Origin of the sequence: Dietzia sp. oral taxon 368 (assembly GCF_002999155.1) — a bacterium.
In the GTDB taxonomy this organism is placed as follows: domain Bacteria; phylum Actinomycetota; class Actinomycetes; order Mycobacteriales; family Mycobacteriaceae; genus Dietzia; species Dietzia cinnamea.
The window spans coordinates 451726-466354 of record NZ_CP027238.1; the positions used below are offsets into that span (position 1 = coordinate 451726).

Sequence of the window (14629 nt, forward strand, 5' to 3'; positions counted from 1 at the left end):
TACGTATCGTGGTGGAAAGGAGGTTCGAGTGATCTGGCTCTTCGCACTCATCGGGGTGGTGACGGTGGCGATTCTGCTGTGGCGGGCCTTCGGGCCGGGCTCACGGCCGGCTCCCCCGCGCGTCATCGCTCCCGACGACGATCCGGAATTCCTGCGGGACCTGGACCGTCGTAAACCGCTGGACCCCTGACGCCATACGGGCCGGGCGGGTCGCCGGCTCACCGGTCGCGCAGACCGCGTGGGGTGCCTCGATCAGCTGCGTGCCAGCAGGCGGACGATGGAGTCCACCGCGTCGCTGATCTGTGCGCCCGTGCGGTCGAACACCTCGGACTCCCGCCCGATCGGGTCCTCCACGTCGAGCGCTGGATCGTCGGTGTTGATGTTCAGCCGCGCGCGCGACAGGCCCGCCAGCGTGACGGACTCGTCCGAGTCGGCCAGCCGCGCGGCCTCGAGGAGCGTGTAGGTCTTCTTCCACAGCAGGGGCGCGAGTTCCTGGACGGCGTCGCGGTGCGCGCGGGTCGCGGTGAGGACGAGGTCCTTCCCGGTCAGCAGCTTGGCGGTGAGCAAGCGCGACGCGAACCCGTCGCCCTCACCGCCGTAGCCCTGCAGCACCCGCAGGGTCTCGCGGTGGATCTCCGCTCCGTTGGCGGCGCGGGTTCCGGCGGAGTCGACCGTCACGTCGAGTCCGGCCGCGGCGGCGCGTGCGGCCAGCAGTCGCTCGGCCAGCGGAGAGCGACACATGTTCCCTGTACACACCGTCATCACGGAAAGCGCCATGCGTCGATCCTAGTCGGCGGAGAGTTCGCCTCTTCTCCCCCTGCATCCGCTCCCGCTCGACCATGCCCGACCCAGCGGTCCGCCGCAGCCGCGCGCGACCATGGCGTCTCGCTCCGCCCGGCGCGCAGGCGAGACGCCATGGACAGGAGCGTCGATGCCCGTGGCGTACATCCCCAGGCGCGAGACGCCACCGGCAGGAGCGGCTACCCGCTGGTGCCGGGTGGAGCGATCATGCGAGTCGCAGCCCGGTGGCAGGGCTCTCGCGCGACACTACGGCTCACTCACTGCGCGACGATACGACTCACTCACCGCGCCACTGAGGCGTGCGCTTCTCGAGGAAGGCGCTCATCCCCTCCTGCGCGTCGCACGTGACGGCGTTGGTGGCCATGGTCTCGGCCATCTCGCGGTAGGCCTCGTCCTGCGGCAGGTCGATCTGCCGGTAGAAGGCCTGCTTGCCGATCTCCAGAGTCAGCGGGCTCGCATCGGCGATCTGCGTGGCGAGCTCGTCCACACGGGCGCGCAGCCGGTCGGCGGGGACCGACTCGTTGATCAGCCCCCATTCGACGGCGGTGGTCGCGTCGATCGTCTCGCCGGTCAGCAGCATCTGCATGGCGCGCTTGCGGCCGATGTTCCGGGAGACCGCCACCATGGGCGTCGAGCAGAACAGGCCGATCTTCACGCCGGGGGTGCCGAAGCGGGCGGTGTCGACGGCGACTGCCAGGTCGCAGGTCGCGACGAGCTGGCAGCCGGCCGCCACCGCGTGCCCCTGGACCTCGGCGATCACGGGCTGACGGATGGCCTGGATGCTCTCCATGAGGTCGACGCAGACCGAGAAGATCTCACGTTCCTGCTCGAGGGTGCGCTCGACCATCTCGCTGATCTCGTGCCCAGCCGAGAGCGCCGGCCCGGAGCCTGTGAGCACGACGACCCGGCAGTCGGGGTCGTCACCGAGTGCGCGGATCGCCGCGGTGGCCTCCCGCATCATCTGCAGGGACAGCGGGTTACGGCGCTCGGGCCGGTCGAGCGTGACGCGGGCGGTCGGACCGGTGTTCTCGACGAGGACGAACGGGGTGCTCACTGGGGGCCTCCGTGAGGGGTGAGGGGTCCCCCTTTTTCTACCGTCTGATCGGCGCGCGCGGGCCGGGACCGGGCGAGGACGCCCCCGCAGGGCTCGGTCGGCCCCGCCGGAGCAGCTCACGCCACACCGGCCCGGCCCGAACGGCCCACGCCGATCAGTTTGCGGCCGCGCGGTGCTGTCCGTCGCACCACTGTTCGGCGGGCACGGCCGCCTTGACCTGGTCGACGTGTTCGCCGCAGCCCTCCCAGGTGGTCTTGCCGCAGACGGGACAGGCGACGGGGTAACACATGGGGATCTCCTTGATCGTCGGATGGATATCGGCCGACCGCGCCGTCAGCGCACGGTCCGACAATGCACGGTCCAACAGTGCACGAGTCGTCGGTGCGCGGGTCGGCGGGGCAGATCGCCGAGAGTAGGTCAGGCCTCGGCGGGACGCCACTGTGCGTCCACAAGGGGGGTGGCTTCCCGCAGCCGCTCGACGTGCGAGCGGCAGGCGTCCCACTGCGGGAGTCGCCCGGCGGCCGCCACGTCGAGCAGGCTCGGCGCGTCGCGGTCGCGGTCGCTCATGACGTGCTCGATCGCGGTGCCGTCGAGCGCCATCTGCGGCCAGTCGATCGCGATCTTCGGGTCGAAGGCGTCGATGACGTGCTCGGCGCCGGGCCGCCAACCCTCCGAGCAGAAGTACATCACGGTGGACTGCGGCTCCAGGGCCAGGAATCCGTGGGCGACGCCCTCGGGGATGTAGACGGCCCGCTGCTCGACGGAGTCGAGCAGGACGCCGGCCCACTCGCCGAAGGTCGGTGATCCCACGCGGACGTCCACGACCACGTCGAAGACGGTGCCGGACGGGCACAGCACGTACTTCGCCTGCCCGGGTGGCACCTCGGCATAGTGCAGGCCGCGCAGGACGCCTTCGCCGGAGACGGACACGTTGACCTGCGCGAGGTCGAACCGGTGCCCGGTCATCTCGCGGAAGGCGGGGTCGGTGAACGCCTCGTGGAAGACCCCGCGGTCGTCGGAGATCTGGCGCGGCGTGATCTCCCACGCCCCCGTCACACTGAGCTCGCGCAACTGCACGTCCGTCCCGCCTTCCCCTCGTCGATCGTGACCCGTCCCCGCGCCGCGCCCACCAGCGCGGGCACTGCCCGGCGCGGTCGCCCACCCGTGGCGCCGACCACCCTATCCGCGCATTGCGTCGACGATCTGCCCGGCCGTCCACTCGCCGATGAGGAGGCAGCTCATCGCGTCGTCGTGGACGGAGACGTCCTCGCGCCACCCGGTGATGACGAACTGGAAGACGTACGTGGCCTCGTCGTCGCTCCATCCCACGATCAGGCTCGAGGTGGCCATCTCACCGGGCTCGGCGGTGTAGGTACCGCGCAGGTAGCGGTAGATGCTGGTGACGGCCCCGGCGGACTCGTCGCCCTCGCCGGCGACCTCCTCGAGCAGCGTCCAGTCGGCGAGTGCGTCGGCGGTGGCGACGATCATCTCGACCGCCTGCTCGGTGTCCATCGCCGGGGCGACGCGGGCGCAGGTCGCGACGGCGTTGGGCGAGAAACCGTCGCGGTGGGCGCCCGGGTCGACGTAGATCACCGCGGACGGTTCGGGCGACTCGATGCGCTGCCACGGCGGGCTGTCCACCCACGTGAGCGGCTGGCCGGCGACGGCCATGGGCGGGCTCGCCTCGAGGGCGCGACCGGTGGAGGCACAGTACTCCTGGATCGAGGTCACCTGCGGGCCGCCTCAGCCTTGCAGCCCGGCGCCGACGATGTGGGCGCCGCCGTCCACGACGAGGGTCTGGCCGGTGATCCAGTGCGCGTCGTCGGAGAGCAGGAACGCGACGGGGCCCGCGATGTCGTCGGGCACGCCGAGTCGCCCAGTGGGCAGGGCGGCACCCATCGCCTCCTCGCGACCCTCGTACAGCGCCTCGGCGAACCGGGTCTTGACCACGCCCGGTGCGACGGCGTTCACGCGCACCGACGGGCCGACCTCCACGGCGAGCTCCTGGGTGAGGCGCATGACGAGTGCCTTGGTCGCGCCGTACCAGCCGATCCCGGGCGACGGGGCGAGGCCGGCGATGGAGGCGATGTTGACCACCGCGCCGCCGCGCTCGCCGAGTCCCGAGTGGTAGACCTTCTGCGTCCAGGACAGGGTGCCGAGCGCGTTGACCTCGGTGATCTTGCGGGCCGCGGCGAGGTCGATATCGACGGTGCGGCCGTAGACCGGGTTGATCCCGGTGTTGTTGACCAGCAGATCGATCGGCCCGAACTCCTGCTCGGCACGGGCCAGGACCTCGCGCTGGTGCTCCTCGTCGTCGCTCTTCCCCGCCACGCCGAGCACCCGGTCGGGCGCACCGAGCTCGGCGACGGCGGCGTCGAGCCCCTCCTGGCCACGGGCGGTGATGACCACGGACGCCCCCTCGGCGAGGAGTCGCCGGGCGATGCCCAGACCGATCCCCCGGCTGGCGCCGGTGACGAGGGCGGTGCGTCCGGCGAAGCGGTCGGGCACGACGGGGCCGGTGCGGGGGGCGGGAAGGGGGGTGGCGGTCACGGCCGTCTCCTCGGGGTCGGAAAGCGTGTGGCGTGCGCGGCCCAGCCTAGATGTAAGCGATGTGTCGGTCGTTCATGGGATTCCTCAGCGGTCCCTCCGTCTTTTCTTCTCTGCCGCGCAGCCGGGCGATAGAGTCTGCGACAGGTCCTATCCGGCCGCCCCCACAGGCGGCGTCACTACCCCGGGGTGTGTGCATGTCACCACTAGTTCCACGCGGTACGGCGGACTCGCCGGTGTGCTCGATCCTCGACATCCCCGGCCCCCGCTGGTTCCAGTCGAGCGACCCCATCTGGCGGGTCCACGGCGACGCGTCCACGCCGATCGGCATCACGACCGGCCTGCTCATGCTGTCCGCCGATCCCGCGTACGCCTCGGTCATGGTGGCGTGCGGTGCGGACGAGAACCCGTGGACGATGGACGACTACCTGCACGACCTGGTGGAGATCTCGACGTTCGGCACCGTCGACGACGCGATGGTGACGATCGAGCACGCGCACCGCGACCGCAGCTCGTTCAACGGCACCACGGAGCACGGGGACTACTACTACGGTTCCGACCCGGCGTTGGTGGAGTGGGCGCAGGCCGCCCTGGCGTGGGCACTGCTCGCGGCGTTCCAGCGGTTCTCGGGTCGGCCGCTCACCCCGGCCGAGTCGGACCGGTACGTGTGCCAGTGGGCGGGCCTGGCCCGGCTGCAGGGCGCGCGGGCCTTCCCCACCACCGTGCGCGAGCTCGAGCAGCTGCTGCGGGGCGCCCGTGGCCGCGCTCGCGCCACTGTCGCCGGGCGTCGCGCCGCCCGTCGGCTGCGGGAGACCGCCCGGGCGTGCCGGGGCGTGTCGGAGAACTCGGTGACCGCGCACCGGTCGTGCACGACGGTGGTCGACGCGGCCGCGAGCCTCGTGCCGTCGGACGTACGTCGGGCGTTGGATCTGCCGCACCGGCCGATGGACCGCAGCGCCGTATTCGGTCGGATCGCCCGCGCGCACGAGGGGCTGACGTCGCCGCGGCTCACCACCCGCGCCCCGATCGCGGCACCGTCGGCGATGCGGGCCCAGACCGCCTGACCCCGCGTCACCAGTGGCCGTTGACGCGGCCCTTGATCCACCCGGCGACCTCCCACACCAGGTGCACGGGCAGCATCGCGCGGTCGACCCGGTCGATGGGCGTCATCCGCACGTCCAGGTCGGTGGCGTTGCGCATCCATGTCCCGGCGCGCAGTGTGTGAGGGCGATTGGTGACGACGAGGACGCGCTCCCACCCGCGGGCCCGCGCGATCGCGTCCACCGTCAGCGCCTCGCCCCAGGTGGTCCGCGGTTCGGGCGAGAAGCACACCACCTCGGCGTCGGCGGGGCGGGCGATGCCCGTGCACAGCCGGCGGGCGACGGTCTCGGAGTTGCCGCCAGGGTTGCTCACCAGCAGGGTGTCGGCGTAGCCGGCCTCGACGAGGTCGCGGGCGTACAGGTGTCGGCCGTCGTCGGCGCCGGCGAGCATGACGACCGCGTCGGCGCGCACCGGCTCGTCGCCGTGGGGCTGGAGGAGGAACGCGCCCCAGGCGGTGAGGGCGAGCGCGGCGACGACCACGGCCGCGCCGACGCCGACCGCGACCCGGCGGAGGGCGCGGCGGCGGGATCGGCGGTGGAGGCGCGGGGTCACCGCGGTGTGGGTGACGACGACGAGGTGTCCCCTCCCCCGGCCCCGGGCCCGGCTCCGAGTGCGGCGCGCAGGCTGTCGTCCCAGTCGGGCAGCGGCGTCAGGCCGGCGGCCGCCCAGGCCCGCCCGGACAGCACCGAGAACGCGGGTCGCGGGGCGGGCCGGGGGAAGTCGGCGGTGGTGCAGGGGCGGACGCGGGCGGGGTCGGCGCCGAGGTAGGCGAACGTGCGGCGCGCGACCTCGTACCAGGTGGCGCGGCCCGCGCCGGCGGCGTGCAGGACGAGGCCGCGGGTGTCGACGGCAGCGGTGTCGATGGTAGGAGTGGCGGCCTCGTGTGTCGCGGTCTCGCCGGCGGCGTGGTGCGTGGCGGCCTCTCGTGTCGTGGCCTCGCGGGCGAGCATCTCGAGGATCGCCGCCGCCAGCGTCGGCGCGTGCGTGGGTGAGCCCCACTGGTCGTCGACCACGCTCACCTGGTCCCGCTCCCGCTCGAGCCGGGCCATGGTCGCCACGAAGTCGCCTCCGGGGATCGCCGACCGCTCCCGCTCCGGCCCGGTGTACAGCCAGGACGTCCGCAGGATCGTCGCCTCGGGGTGGGCGGCCAGGACGGCGTGCTCGCCGGCGAGCTTGGTGCGGCCGTACACGGTGGCCGGGTCGGTGACGTCGGTCGGCTCGAGCGCCGGCGCGGTCGCGGGATCGGGCCGTCCCGCCCCGCCGCTGCCGCGCGGCACCTCGCCGGAGAAGACGTAGTCGGTGCTGACGTGCACCAGCCGCAGACCGCGCTCTCGGCAGGCCTCGGCGAGGATCCTCGACCCCTCCACGTTGACCAGGTGCGCCCCGGACTCGTCGTTCTCCGCGCCGTCGACGTCGGTGTACGCGGCCGCGTTGATCACCACCGCAGGCTGGTGCCGGTCCAGGTACCCGGCCACGGACTCCGCCCGGGTGATGTCCAGCTCGTCGCGACCCGGCGCGAGCACCCCGCCCGGGTGGGCCAGCCGCAGGTGGGTACCCAGCTGTCCGCGCCCGCCGGTCACCAGCACGCGCGGCAGCGCGTCCCGGCGGGCGGCGACGCCCCCGTTGTCCGCGTTCACAGTCTCCGCCCCTTCTCCCGGCGCAGGACATCCAGCAGATACCGGCCGTACCCCGACTTCTGCAGGACGTTCGCGCGATCGGTGAGCTCGTCGTCGTCGATATATCCCATCCGCCACGCCACCTCCTCCGGGCAGCCGATCTTCAGGCCCTGCCGGTCCTCGATCGTGCGGACGTAGTTCCCCGCGTCGAGCAGCGAATCGTGGGTGCCCGTGTCCAGCCAGGCGGTACCCCGCGGCAGCACCTCGACCTGCAGGCGGCCCTGCTCCAGGTAGTGCCGGTTGATGTCGGTGATCTCGTACTCCCCGCGCGCCGACCTGGCCAGCCCGCGCGCCACGTCCACCACGTCGGCGCTATAGAAGTAGAGCCCCGGCACGGCGAAGTCCGACGACGGGTTCTCAGGCTTCTCCTCGAGGCTGATCGCGCGGCCGTCGGCGTCGAAGTCGATCACCCCGTACTGGCTCGGATCGGCCACCCGGTAGGCGAACACCGCGCCGCCGTCGAGGTCGGCGAACCGGCGCAGCTGCGTACCCATGCCGGGGCCGTAGAAGATGTTGTCGCCCAGGATCAACGCGACCGGCTCGTCGCCGATGTGGTCCGCGCCCAGCACGAACGCCTGCGCCAGCCCCTCCGGGGCGGCCTGCTCGACGTAGCTCAGCGTGATCCCGAACTGGCTGCCGTCGCCCAGCAACCGCCGGAACTGCCCCGCGTCCTCGGGCGTGGTGATGACGAGGATGTCGCGGATCCCCGCCAGCATGAGCGTCGACAGCGGGTAGTAGATCATCGGCTTGTCGAACACTGGCACCAGCTGCTTGCTCGTGGCCAGCGTCAGCGGCCGCAGCCGGGTGCCGCTGCCACCGGCCAGGACGATGCCCTTCACCGCGCCATCCCCGCCGTCACAGGACCTTCTCCGTCCGGGCGTACGTCGCTTCGACCCGCTCCTTGACCGGTTCCCACCAGTCGCGGTGGGCGGCGTACCACTCGATGGTCTGCCGCAGGCCCTCGCGGAAGTCCGTGTGCTGCGGCTCCCAGCCCAGCTCGGCGCGGGTCGCGGAGGCGTCGATCGCGTAGCGCAGGTCGTGGCCCGGGCGGTCGGTGACGTGGTCGAACCCCGGGTCACCGCCGATGCCCGAGACGCCCATGAGCTCGCAGATCATCCGCATGACCTCGAGGTTGGAGCGCTCGCCGTCGGCGCCGATGAGGTACGTCCGTCCCGGCTCCCCCGCCTCGAGGATGCGCAGAACCGCGGAGTTGTGGTCATCGACGTGGATCCAGTCCCGCACGTTGGCTCCACTGCCGTAGAGGCGGGGCCGCCGCCCGTCGAGGATGTTGGTGATCTGCCGCGGGATGAACTTCTCCACGTGCTGGTAGGGCCCGTAGTTGTTCGAGCAGTTGCTGATGGTGGCGCGCACCCCGAAGCTGCGGACCCACGCGCGCACCAGCATGTCCGCGCCCGCCTTGGTCGCCGAGTACGGGCTCGACGGGTTGTACGCCGTGGCCGGGGTGAACTTGGCCGGGTCGTCGAGCTCCAGGTCCCCGTAGACCTCGTCCGTCGACACGTGGTGCAGGCGTACGTCGTGACGGCGGCAGGCCTCGAGGATCGTGTACGTGCCCACGATGTTCGAGTGTACGAACGGCCACGGCGTGGCGAGCGAGTTGTCGTTGTGACTCTCCGCCGCAAAGTGCACGACCGCGTCGCGCGGCCCCGTCAACTCGGAGACCAACCGGTCCGTGATCGCGGCGTCCGCACAGTCGGCCTCCACCAGCCGGACCCGGTCGGCGGGGAGCCCGTCCAGATTCGCGCGGTTGGCGGCATACGTCATGGAGTCGAGCACCGTGACGTGGGCCTGCGGGTACTCGCGGACGACGGAGCGGACGAAGTTGGCGCCGATGAACCCGGCTCCCCCGGTGACGACGAGGCGCATGGGCACAACCCTACCGCCCGGCCGGACCGCCGCCCGACGGCTCATCGCCACCCTGCGAGGGCGGGTGCCCTGCCGCCCAGCGACGTTTGGTCTCGCGCGACCTGCGCGACTGCCGCACCGCCACCACCGCCAACGCCACGCCCGCCAGCAACGGCACCCACACCTTGCTGTACTCGAGCAGGAACTCCACCCACCCCGGGACCGAGATCTCCGGCAGGGTGATCGACGGCAGCGTGATGTCCGACCAGGGGATGTCCGGCCACGGAATGCTCGGCAGGGAGAACTCCGGCCACGGAATGTCGATGTCCGGGATGCGCTCGAGGATCCAGTCGAGCACCGGCTCGAGGATGCGACCGATCAGGGGCAGCAGCACGATCATCGCGATCGCCCAGCCCGACCTGCCGATGCCCGCCGCGACCGGGTAGACGGCGCGCTTCCACGGCGTCGACGCGATCGCCTCCAGCCGGGCCTCGGCGGCGGATCCGGGCGGCGGGTCGAAGTGCACGATGTCGCGGCCCTCGCGGAACGTCACCTGGCGGACCGCCGTGTCGAGCATGTTCGTGCGCACCTGGATGCGCGGGCTCGAGATCGGCGGCGCAGTGGTGTGCTCGCCCGGCTTCGGCGGATCCGCGGTGAGTGAGAAGCGTCGGTCGCTGATCTGCCGGGCGCGCGCGACCACCTCGCCGTCGCGCAGGAGGGCGCACCCCGGGGATGCGACGGCCGCTGGGGTGGCACCCTTCTTCGGCGGCTTCCGCTGCGGGTACCCGGGGTCGACGGTGCGGAGTTCCTCCGGCGAGCCCACCGCGAACTCGAGGACCCCGTGCTCGGGATGGTCGAGGCGCCAGATCTCCGGCGCGCCGTCGGTGGCGGGGGCCTCGGGGGCGGGCAGGTCGGGCGCTGGCCGGTTCTCGGTCATCGCGGGCCGGTCCGAGGCGGGCCGGTTCTCGGTCATCGCGGGCTCCTCGGTCGGCGGTCAGCCCCGCACCCTACTCGGCGCGGCGCTGCTCTCCGCAGGCCCCGGCGATTCCGCTCGGCGGCGGATCGGTCGACTCGCCATCGGCGCCTGCCTCGTCGTCGGGAGTCGTGTCGCCGTCGGGAGCCGTGTCGTCGTCGCCACCGGTATCGTCATCGCGCTCGCGTCGGAGCGTGCGGTACTCCGCGACCATCTTCTCGCGGCGGCGGTTCTCCCACTCGCAGGCCCGGGTGTCACGCGGCGTCACCTGGATGACCTCCTCGGCCGCGATGCCGGACCGCAGCTGCCTGACCCTCAGCACCTCTGCGTCGAGACGCACCCCGAAGACCACGGCCATGTTGACCAGCCACAGCCACAGGAGGAAGACGATGACGCCGGCCAGCGAGCCGTACACACGGTTGAAATTGCCGAAGTTGGCGACGAAGAAGCTCAGACCTGCCGTGGCGACGCCCATGATCGCCAACGCGGCCGTGGCCCCCAACGACACCCAGGAGAAGCGGCGCCCGGAGATGTTGGGCGCGAACCGGTAGAGGATCGCCAACGCCAAGATCATTGCGACCACGGCAGCCGGCCACTTGGCCACTCCCCACACGGCCAGCGCCGTGCTCCCGAGCCCGATCCAGCCGCCCACCGTCTCCGCCACCGGTCCACTGAACGCCAGGGCCACCCCGCCGATGGCGACCAGGACGATCAGCAGAGCCGTAAGCGCGAGACCCGCGGGCAGCAGACGCCACGGCGGCCGCCCCTCGTCGATCCCGAACATCGCGTTCATGGCCCTGCCGAGCGCCCGCACGTATCGCGACGCCGACCACAGCGCGACCGCCGTACCCACGAGGAGCGCGGTGCCCGCGGCCGGGGTCGTGACCAACGCCTCGACCGGCTCGCGCACGGGATCGAGCACCTCCGGCGGCGCGACGTCAGAGAGCATGTCCATCACCGCATCGACCGTTCTGGAGCCCTGCCCGAAAACGCCGAGCAATGACACCACCACCAGCACCGCCGGGAACAGCGAGAGGACGCCGTAGTAGGTGAGCGAACCGGCGAGGTCTGGGCCGCGGTCGCGGAGGAACTCAGCAACCGAGCGGACGAGCACCATGCGAACGGTGCGCAGTCCTCTGCGGATGGTGGCAGCGGGCCGGTCCGAAGTGGTCATACCCCGATTGTGGTCGCTGTCGACCCGTCCCGCGCCAGCCTCGCCGCGAACCTGCCCGCCCGGGGTCGGCAGGCCCGAAGCCGGCGGACCCGTGGCCCGATTTCGCCTGCCCGCCCACAGCCGCCCCTCGCGATGGCGTCTCGCGCGCACCGCGGGGTGGGCGAGACGCCATCGGCGGGAGCGGCTGTGGGGATCGCGTACATCCGCACGCGCGAGACGCCATCGAGAGGAGCGGATGCGCGGGCAGCTCCGGGAGCGGGCCGCCATCGGCACGCGCGAGACGCCATGCAGAGGAGCGAGACGCCGGGCGCAGGAGCGGTTGCGCGGGTGGTGGACGAATGCGCTGCGAACGGCTGCGCGAGCGGGCCGAGCGGCAGCGCACCGGACCGACAGGGTCAGTCGCGGTGGCGGGCCTCCTCCGCCTGGGCCTCGCGGCGGACGTCGGCCGCGTCGTCGACGGTCTGCTGGTGCTTCTCGGCCGCCTTGTCGCTCGCCGTGGTGTCGCGCGGCGGGAGCTGGATGGTCTCCTCCGCGTGCATCCCCGCCTGCAGCTCGCGGGCCCGCTCGACCTCGGCGTCGACCTCCGCCCCGAACAGCAGTGCGTTGTTGGTGATCCACAGCCAGAGCAGGAAGATGATGACGCCTGCGAGGGAGCCGTACGTGGCGTTGTAGCTGCTGAAGTTGGTCACGTAGAAGACGAAGCCGCCGGTCGCGACCGCCCACACGATCAGGGCGATGACGGCGCCGATCGAGATCCAGCGGAACTTCGGTTGCTTGACGTTGGGCGCGAACCCGTAGAGCACGGCCAGGATGACGACGACGACGAGGACGAGCACCGGCCACTTGGCGATCCCCCACACGGTCACGGCCGTCTCCCCCAGACCGATCAGATTCCCGGCCCATTCGGCGATCGGTCCGCTCACGACCAGGATGAGCCCGGCGAGACAGACCAGGAGCAGCAGGACCGCGGTCAGCAGGACGGTGACGGGCTTGAGCTTCCAGAAGGGCCGTCCCTCCTCGATCTCGTAGATGCGGTTCATCGCCCGGCCGAACGCGCCGACGTAGCCCGAGGCCGACCACAGCGCACCGGCGAGACCGGTGATGAGGGCGATGCCGGCGGCCGGGGTGTTGACGACCGACTCGATCGGCCCGCGCAGCGCGGCGAGGGTCTCCTCGGGGGCGGCGCCTTCGAGGAGTTCCATCACCGCGTCCACCGTGGCCTGGCCCTGCCCGAACACGCCGAGCAGCGAGACCACCGCGAGCAGGGCGGGGAACAAGGACAGCACCGCGAAGTACGTCAGGCCCGCGGCGAGATCGGTGCACTTGTCCCTGGAGAACTCGGAGAGGGCGCGCTTGATGCCGATCTTCCACGCGCTGCCCTTCAGCGAGGTGGGCGACTCGGGCTTGCCGTGATCGGGGTCGGCATCCGGGTCGGGCTTATCGGTGATGTCGCGGCTCGTCGTACTCATACCTTCAGATTTTCGCATCACCGGGCCCCTTCCGCATCCGCGCCGCGGCCCGCATCCGCCGCGCGGCCCGCATCCCTGCCGCGGCCGGCATCAGAGCGCACGCCCGTGTCCGTGCGCCCGCGCCCGCGGAGGGATACCGTGGGCTCCCCTGAGATGTGGCGTTCGGACTCGCCTGAGCTAACCTGTTCGATGTCACGTCACCAAAGTGGTGTACGAACGCACACGCGACAACGATCAAAGGAGAAACCGATGAGCCTGTCAAACGCGATCCTCCGCGGCGTCACCGGCGCTTTCGTCCTCAACTCCGGCCTGAGCAAGCGCGGTATGCCGACCGAGGCCGCGCAGGGCCTGCAGGGCTTCGCCGCCACGGGCGTTCCCGCCGTGAACCAGATGGATCCGGACACCTTCGGCAAGTTCGTCGCCTACTCGGAGATCGGCATCGGCGCCGCCCTGCTCACCCCGGTGGTGCCCCGCCGGATCGCCGGCGCGGCCCTCGGCGTCTTCTCGGCGGGCCTGCTGGCGATGTACTTCCGCAACCCGGACATGACCGAGTCCGACGGCATCCGCCCCAGCCAGGAGGGCATGTCGCTGGCCAAGGACGCGTTCATGGCCGCCATCGCCGGCGCGCTGGTCGTCGACAACTCCTGAACTCCGGGCCGGCGGGCGAGGAGATGAGCGCCTGCCGGAAAGCCGAGTAGACGGCCCGGCCCCGCACCCGCGGGCCGGGCCGCCGCTCGTTCCGCCGCACCGGGCCGTCGCCGTCCCGCGACCGCGCGCCGACGCGGTCCGGATGCGACGCCCGCGCGTGTATCCGACCATGGGGCGATGACGCAGAACCCGGAGCCAGATTCCCCGGCCCGCCGGATGCGGATCGTCGTCACCGGCGCGAGCGGCAACGTGGGCACCCCGCTGCTGCGGAGGCTGCTCGCCGACGGCCACGACGTGGTGGGCCTGTGTCGCCGCATCCCACCCGCCACCCCTCCCTACAGCGGCGCGTCGTGGCATCGCATCGACCTCTCGTACGCGAGCGCCCACGACCTGGTGGAGATCTTCCGCGGCGCCGACGCGGTCATCCACCTCGCCTGGGGCTTCCAGCCCACCCGCGACGTGGACCACCATCACCGGCTGGGCGTCGGCGGGACCGCCGCGGTCGTGGAGGCGTGCCGACTGGCGGGCGTGCCGCACCTGGTGCACCAGTCCTCGGTGGGCGCCTACGCCCCTGTCTCCGACGGCGGACCCGGAGTCTCGGTCGAGCGGCGGGTCAGCGAGGACGCCGAACTCGGCGGGGTGCCCACCGCCGCCTACAACCGGCACAAGACGGCCGCGGAGCAGCTCCTCGACCGGCACGAGAGCAAGCATCCCGGCGCGCCGACGATCGCCCGGATGCGGCCGGCATTCATCGTCCACGCCGAGGCCGCCTCGGGTCTGTTCCGCTACTTCACCCCGGCGCTCACGCCAGCGCGATTGCTCCGGGCGCTACCGATCCTGCCGGTGGACCGCCGGCTCACGGTCCCGCTCCTCCACGGCGACGACATGGCCTCGGCACTGGCGGCCGCCGCGACGTCCGGCGCGCAGGGCGCGTTCAACATCGCCGCCGAACCGCCCATCACCCGCGACATGCTCGCCCGCGAACTCGGCGCGCGGCCGGTGCACCTGCCCTACCGCGTGCTGCGTCAGCTCGTCCACATCAGCTGGCTGCTGCGCCTCCAGCCGGTCAGCATCGGCTGGGTCGATCTGGCGTTCGGCGCCCCGCTCATGCACACCACCCGCGCCCGCGCGGAGCTCGGCTGGCGCCCCACGGTCGCGGCGGACGAGGCGCTGCGCGAGGCGATCGACGCGATCGTCGCGGGCCGGGCCGGAACGTCACCACCGCTGCGCAAGCGGACACTGCTTGACGCGCTGGCGGGACTGCGCCGGGGCGGCGCGGTCGACGTCCGGCGACTGCCGTAACCAGCGCGCTCGGCGAGCCTG

At 72.1% G+C, this 14629-nt stretch carries 17 protein-coding genes; 4 read left to right on the forward strand and 13 right to left on the reverse strand.

Annotated elements, in window-relative coordinates:
* Window positions 1–28 precede the first annotated feature (28 nt).
* Window positions 29–190: a hypothetical protein gene (locus tag C3V38_RS17505; RefSeq protein ID WP_165001057.1), complete on the forward strand. Its 162-nt coding sequence runs from the start codon at window positions 29–31 to the stop codon at window positions 188–190.
* Between the two features lie 62 nt (window positions 191–252).
* Here the strand turns inward: C3V38_RS17505 and C3V38_RS02195 are convergent, their stop codons facing one another.
* The 6 genes from C3V38_RS02195 to C3V38_RS02220 all read right to left on the reverse strand — a co-directional run bounded on the left by C3V38_RS02195 (window position 253) and on the right by C3V38_RS02220 (window position 4405).
* Window positions 253–777 carry a protein-tyrosine-phosphatase gene (locus tag C3V38_RS02195; RefSeq protein ID WP_061229361.1) on the reverse strand — a complete coding sequence of 175 codons (525 nt, stop codon included), beginning with the start codon at window positions 775–777 and terminating at the stop codon, window positions 253–255.
* Window positions 778–1078: 301 nt separating this feature from the next.
* A complete protein-coding gene (locus tag C3V38_RS02200) occupies window positions 1079–1855 on the reverse strand; it encodes an enoyl-CoA hydratase (protein WP_061229360.1) in 777 nt (258 codons plus the stop codon).
* Window positions 1856–2009: 154 nt separating this feature from the next.
* On the reverse strand, window positions 2010–2144 hold the full coding sequence (locus tag C3V38_RS18165) for a hypothetical protein (protein ID WP_256386798.1): 135 nt from the start codon (window positions 2142–2144) through the stop codon (window positions 2010–2012).
* A gap of 128 nt (window positions 2145–2272) precedes the next feature.
* Window positions 2273–2932: a dTDP-4-dehydrorhamnose 3,5-epimerase gene (gene rfbC / locus C3V38_RS02210; RefSeq protein ID WP_061229358.1), complete on the reverse strand. Its 660-nt coding sequence runs from the start codon at window positions 2930–2932 to the stop codon at window positions 2273–2275.
* A gap of 102 nt (window positions 2933–3034) precedes the next feature.
* Window positions 3035–3586 carry an LpqN/LpqT family lipoprotein gene (locus tag C3V38_RS02215; protein ID WP_061229357.1) on the reverse strand — a complete coding sequence of 184 codons (552 nt, stop codon included), beginning with the start codon at window positions 3584–3586 and terminating at the stop codon, window positions 3035–3037.
* Window positions 3587–3598: 12 nt separating this feature from the next.
* Window positions 3599–4405 carry an SDR family oxidoreductase gene (locus tag C3V38_RS02220; RefSeq protein WP_198150812.1) on the reverse strand — a complete coding sequence of 269 codons (807 nt, stop codon included), beginning with the start codon at window positions 4403–4405 and terminating at the stop codon, window positions 3599–3601.
* Between the two features lie 194 nt (window positions 4406–4599).
* Between C3V38_RS02220 and C3V38_RS02225 the strand changes: the two genes are divergently transcribed.
* On the forward strand, window positions 4600–5466 hold the full coding sequence (locus C3V38_RS02225; protein ID WP_232303081.1) for an oxygenase MpaB family protein: 867 nt from the start codon (window positions 4600–4602) through the stop codon (window positions 5464–5466).
* Window positions 5467–5473: 7 nt separating this feature from the next.
* On the opposite strand, the gene C3V38_RS02230 is transcribed toward C3V38_RS02225, so the two are convergent.
* The 7 genes from C3V38_RS02230 to C3V38_RS02260 all read right to left on the reverse strand — a co-directional run bounded on the left by C3V38_RS02230 (window position 5474) and on the right by C3V38_RS02260 (window position 12658).
* Window positions 5474–6055, reverse strand: a complete 582-nt coding sequence (locus C3V38_RS02230) for a YdcF family protein (RefSeq protein WP_061229355.1) — start codon at window positions 6053–6055, stop codon at window positions 5474–5476.
* Window positions 6052–7140 carry an NAD(P)-dependent oxidoreductase gene (locus C3V38_RS02235; protein ID WP_061229354.1) on the reverse strand — a complete coding sequence of 363 codons (1089 nt, stop codon included), beginning with the start codon at window positions 7138–7140 and terminating at the stop codon, window positions 6052–6054. The genes C3V38_RS02230 and C3V38_RS02235 overlap by 4 nt, the downstream gene beginning before the upstream one ends.
* Window positions 7137–8018, reverse strand: coding sequence for a glucose-1-phosphate thymidylyltransferase RfbA (gene rfbA / locus C3V38_RS02240; protein WP_061229353.1), 882 nt, complete (start codon window positions 8016–8018; stop codon window positions 7137–7139). Before rfbA ends, C3V38_RS02235 begins: the two co-directional genes overlap by 4 nt.
* 16 nt (window positions 8019–8034) lie before the next feature.
* On the reverse strand, window positions 8035–9063 hold the full coding sequence (rfbB, locus tag C3V38_RS02245; RefSeq protein ID WP_061229352.1) for a dTDP-glucose 4,6-dehydratase: 1029 nt from the start codon (window positions 9061–9063) through the stop codon (window positions 8035–8037).
* A 10-nt stretch (window positions 9064–9073) separates the two neighbouring features.
* The gene (locus C3V38_RS02250; RefSeq protein WP_061915511.1) at window positions 9074–10015 is read right to left on the reverse strand and encodes a hypothetical protein; all 942 of its coding nucleotides are present in this window, start codon (window positions 10013–10015) and stop codon (window positions 9074–9076) included.
* 34 nt (window positions 10016–10049) lie between these two features.
* Window positions 10050–11189, reverse strand: coding sequence for a YihY/virulence factor BrkB family protein (locus tag C3V38_RS02255; RefSeq protein ID WP_084374729.1), 1140 nt, complete (start codon window positions 11187–11189; stop codon window positions 10050–10052).
* Window positions 11190–11584: 395 nt separating this feature from the next.
* Window positions 11585–12658 carry a YihY/virulence factor BrkB family protein gene (locus C3V38_RS02260; protein ID WP_061229350.1) on the reverse strand — a complete coding sequence of 358 codons (1074 nt, stop codon included), beginning with the start codon at window positions 12656–12658 and terminating at the stop codon, window positions 11585–11587.
* 249 nt (window positions 12659–12907) lie between these two features.
* On the opposite strand from C3V38_RS02260, the gene C3V38_RS02265 reads away from it, so the two are divergent.
* Both C3V38_RS02265 and C3V38_RS02270 read left to right on the forward strand, forming a co-directional pair.
* Entirely contained in the window at window positions 12908–13306 is a 399-nt protein-coding gene (locus tag C3V38_RS02265; RefSeq protein WP_007627121.1) for a hypothetical protein, read from the forward strand.
* A gap of 177 nt (window positions 13307–13483) precedes the next feature.
* Window positions 13484–14608: an NAD-dependent epimerase/dehydratase family protein gene (locus tag C3V38_RS02270; protein ID WP_232303080.1), complete on the forward strand. Its 1125-nt coding sequence runs from the start codon at window positions 13484–13486 to the stop codon at window positions 14606–14608.
* The last annotated feature ends 21 nt before the right edge of the window (window positions 14609–14629 follow it).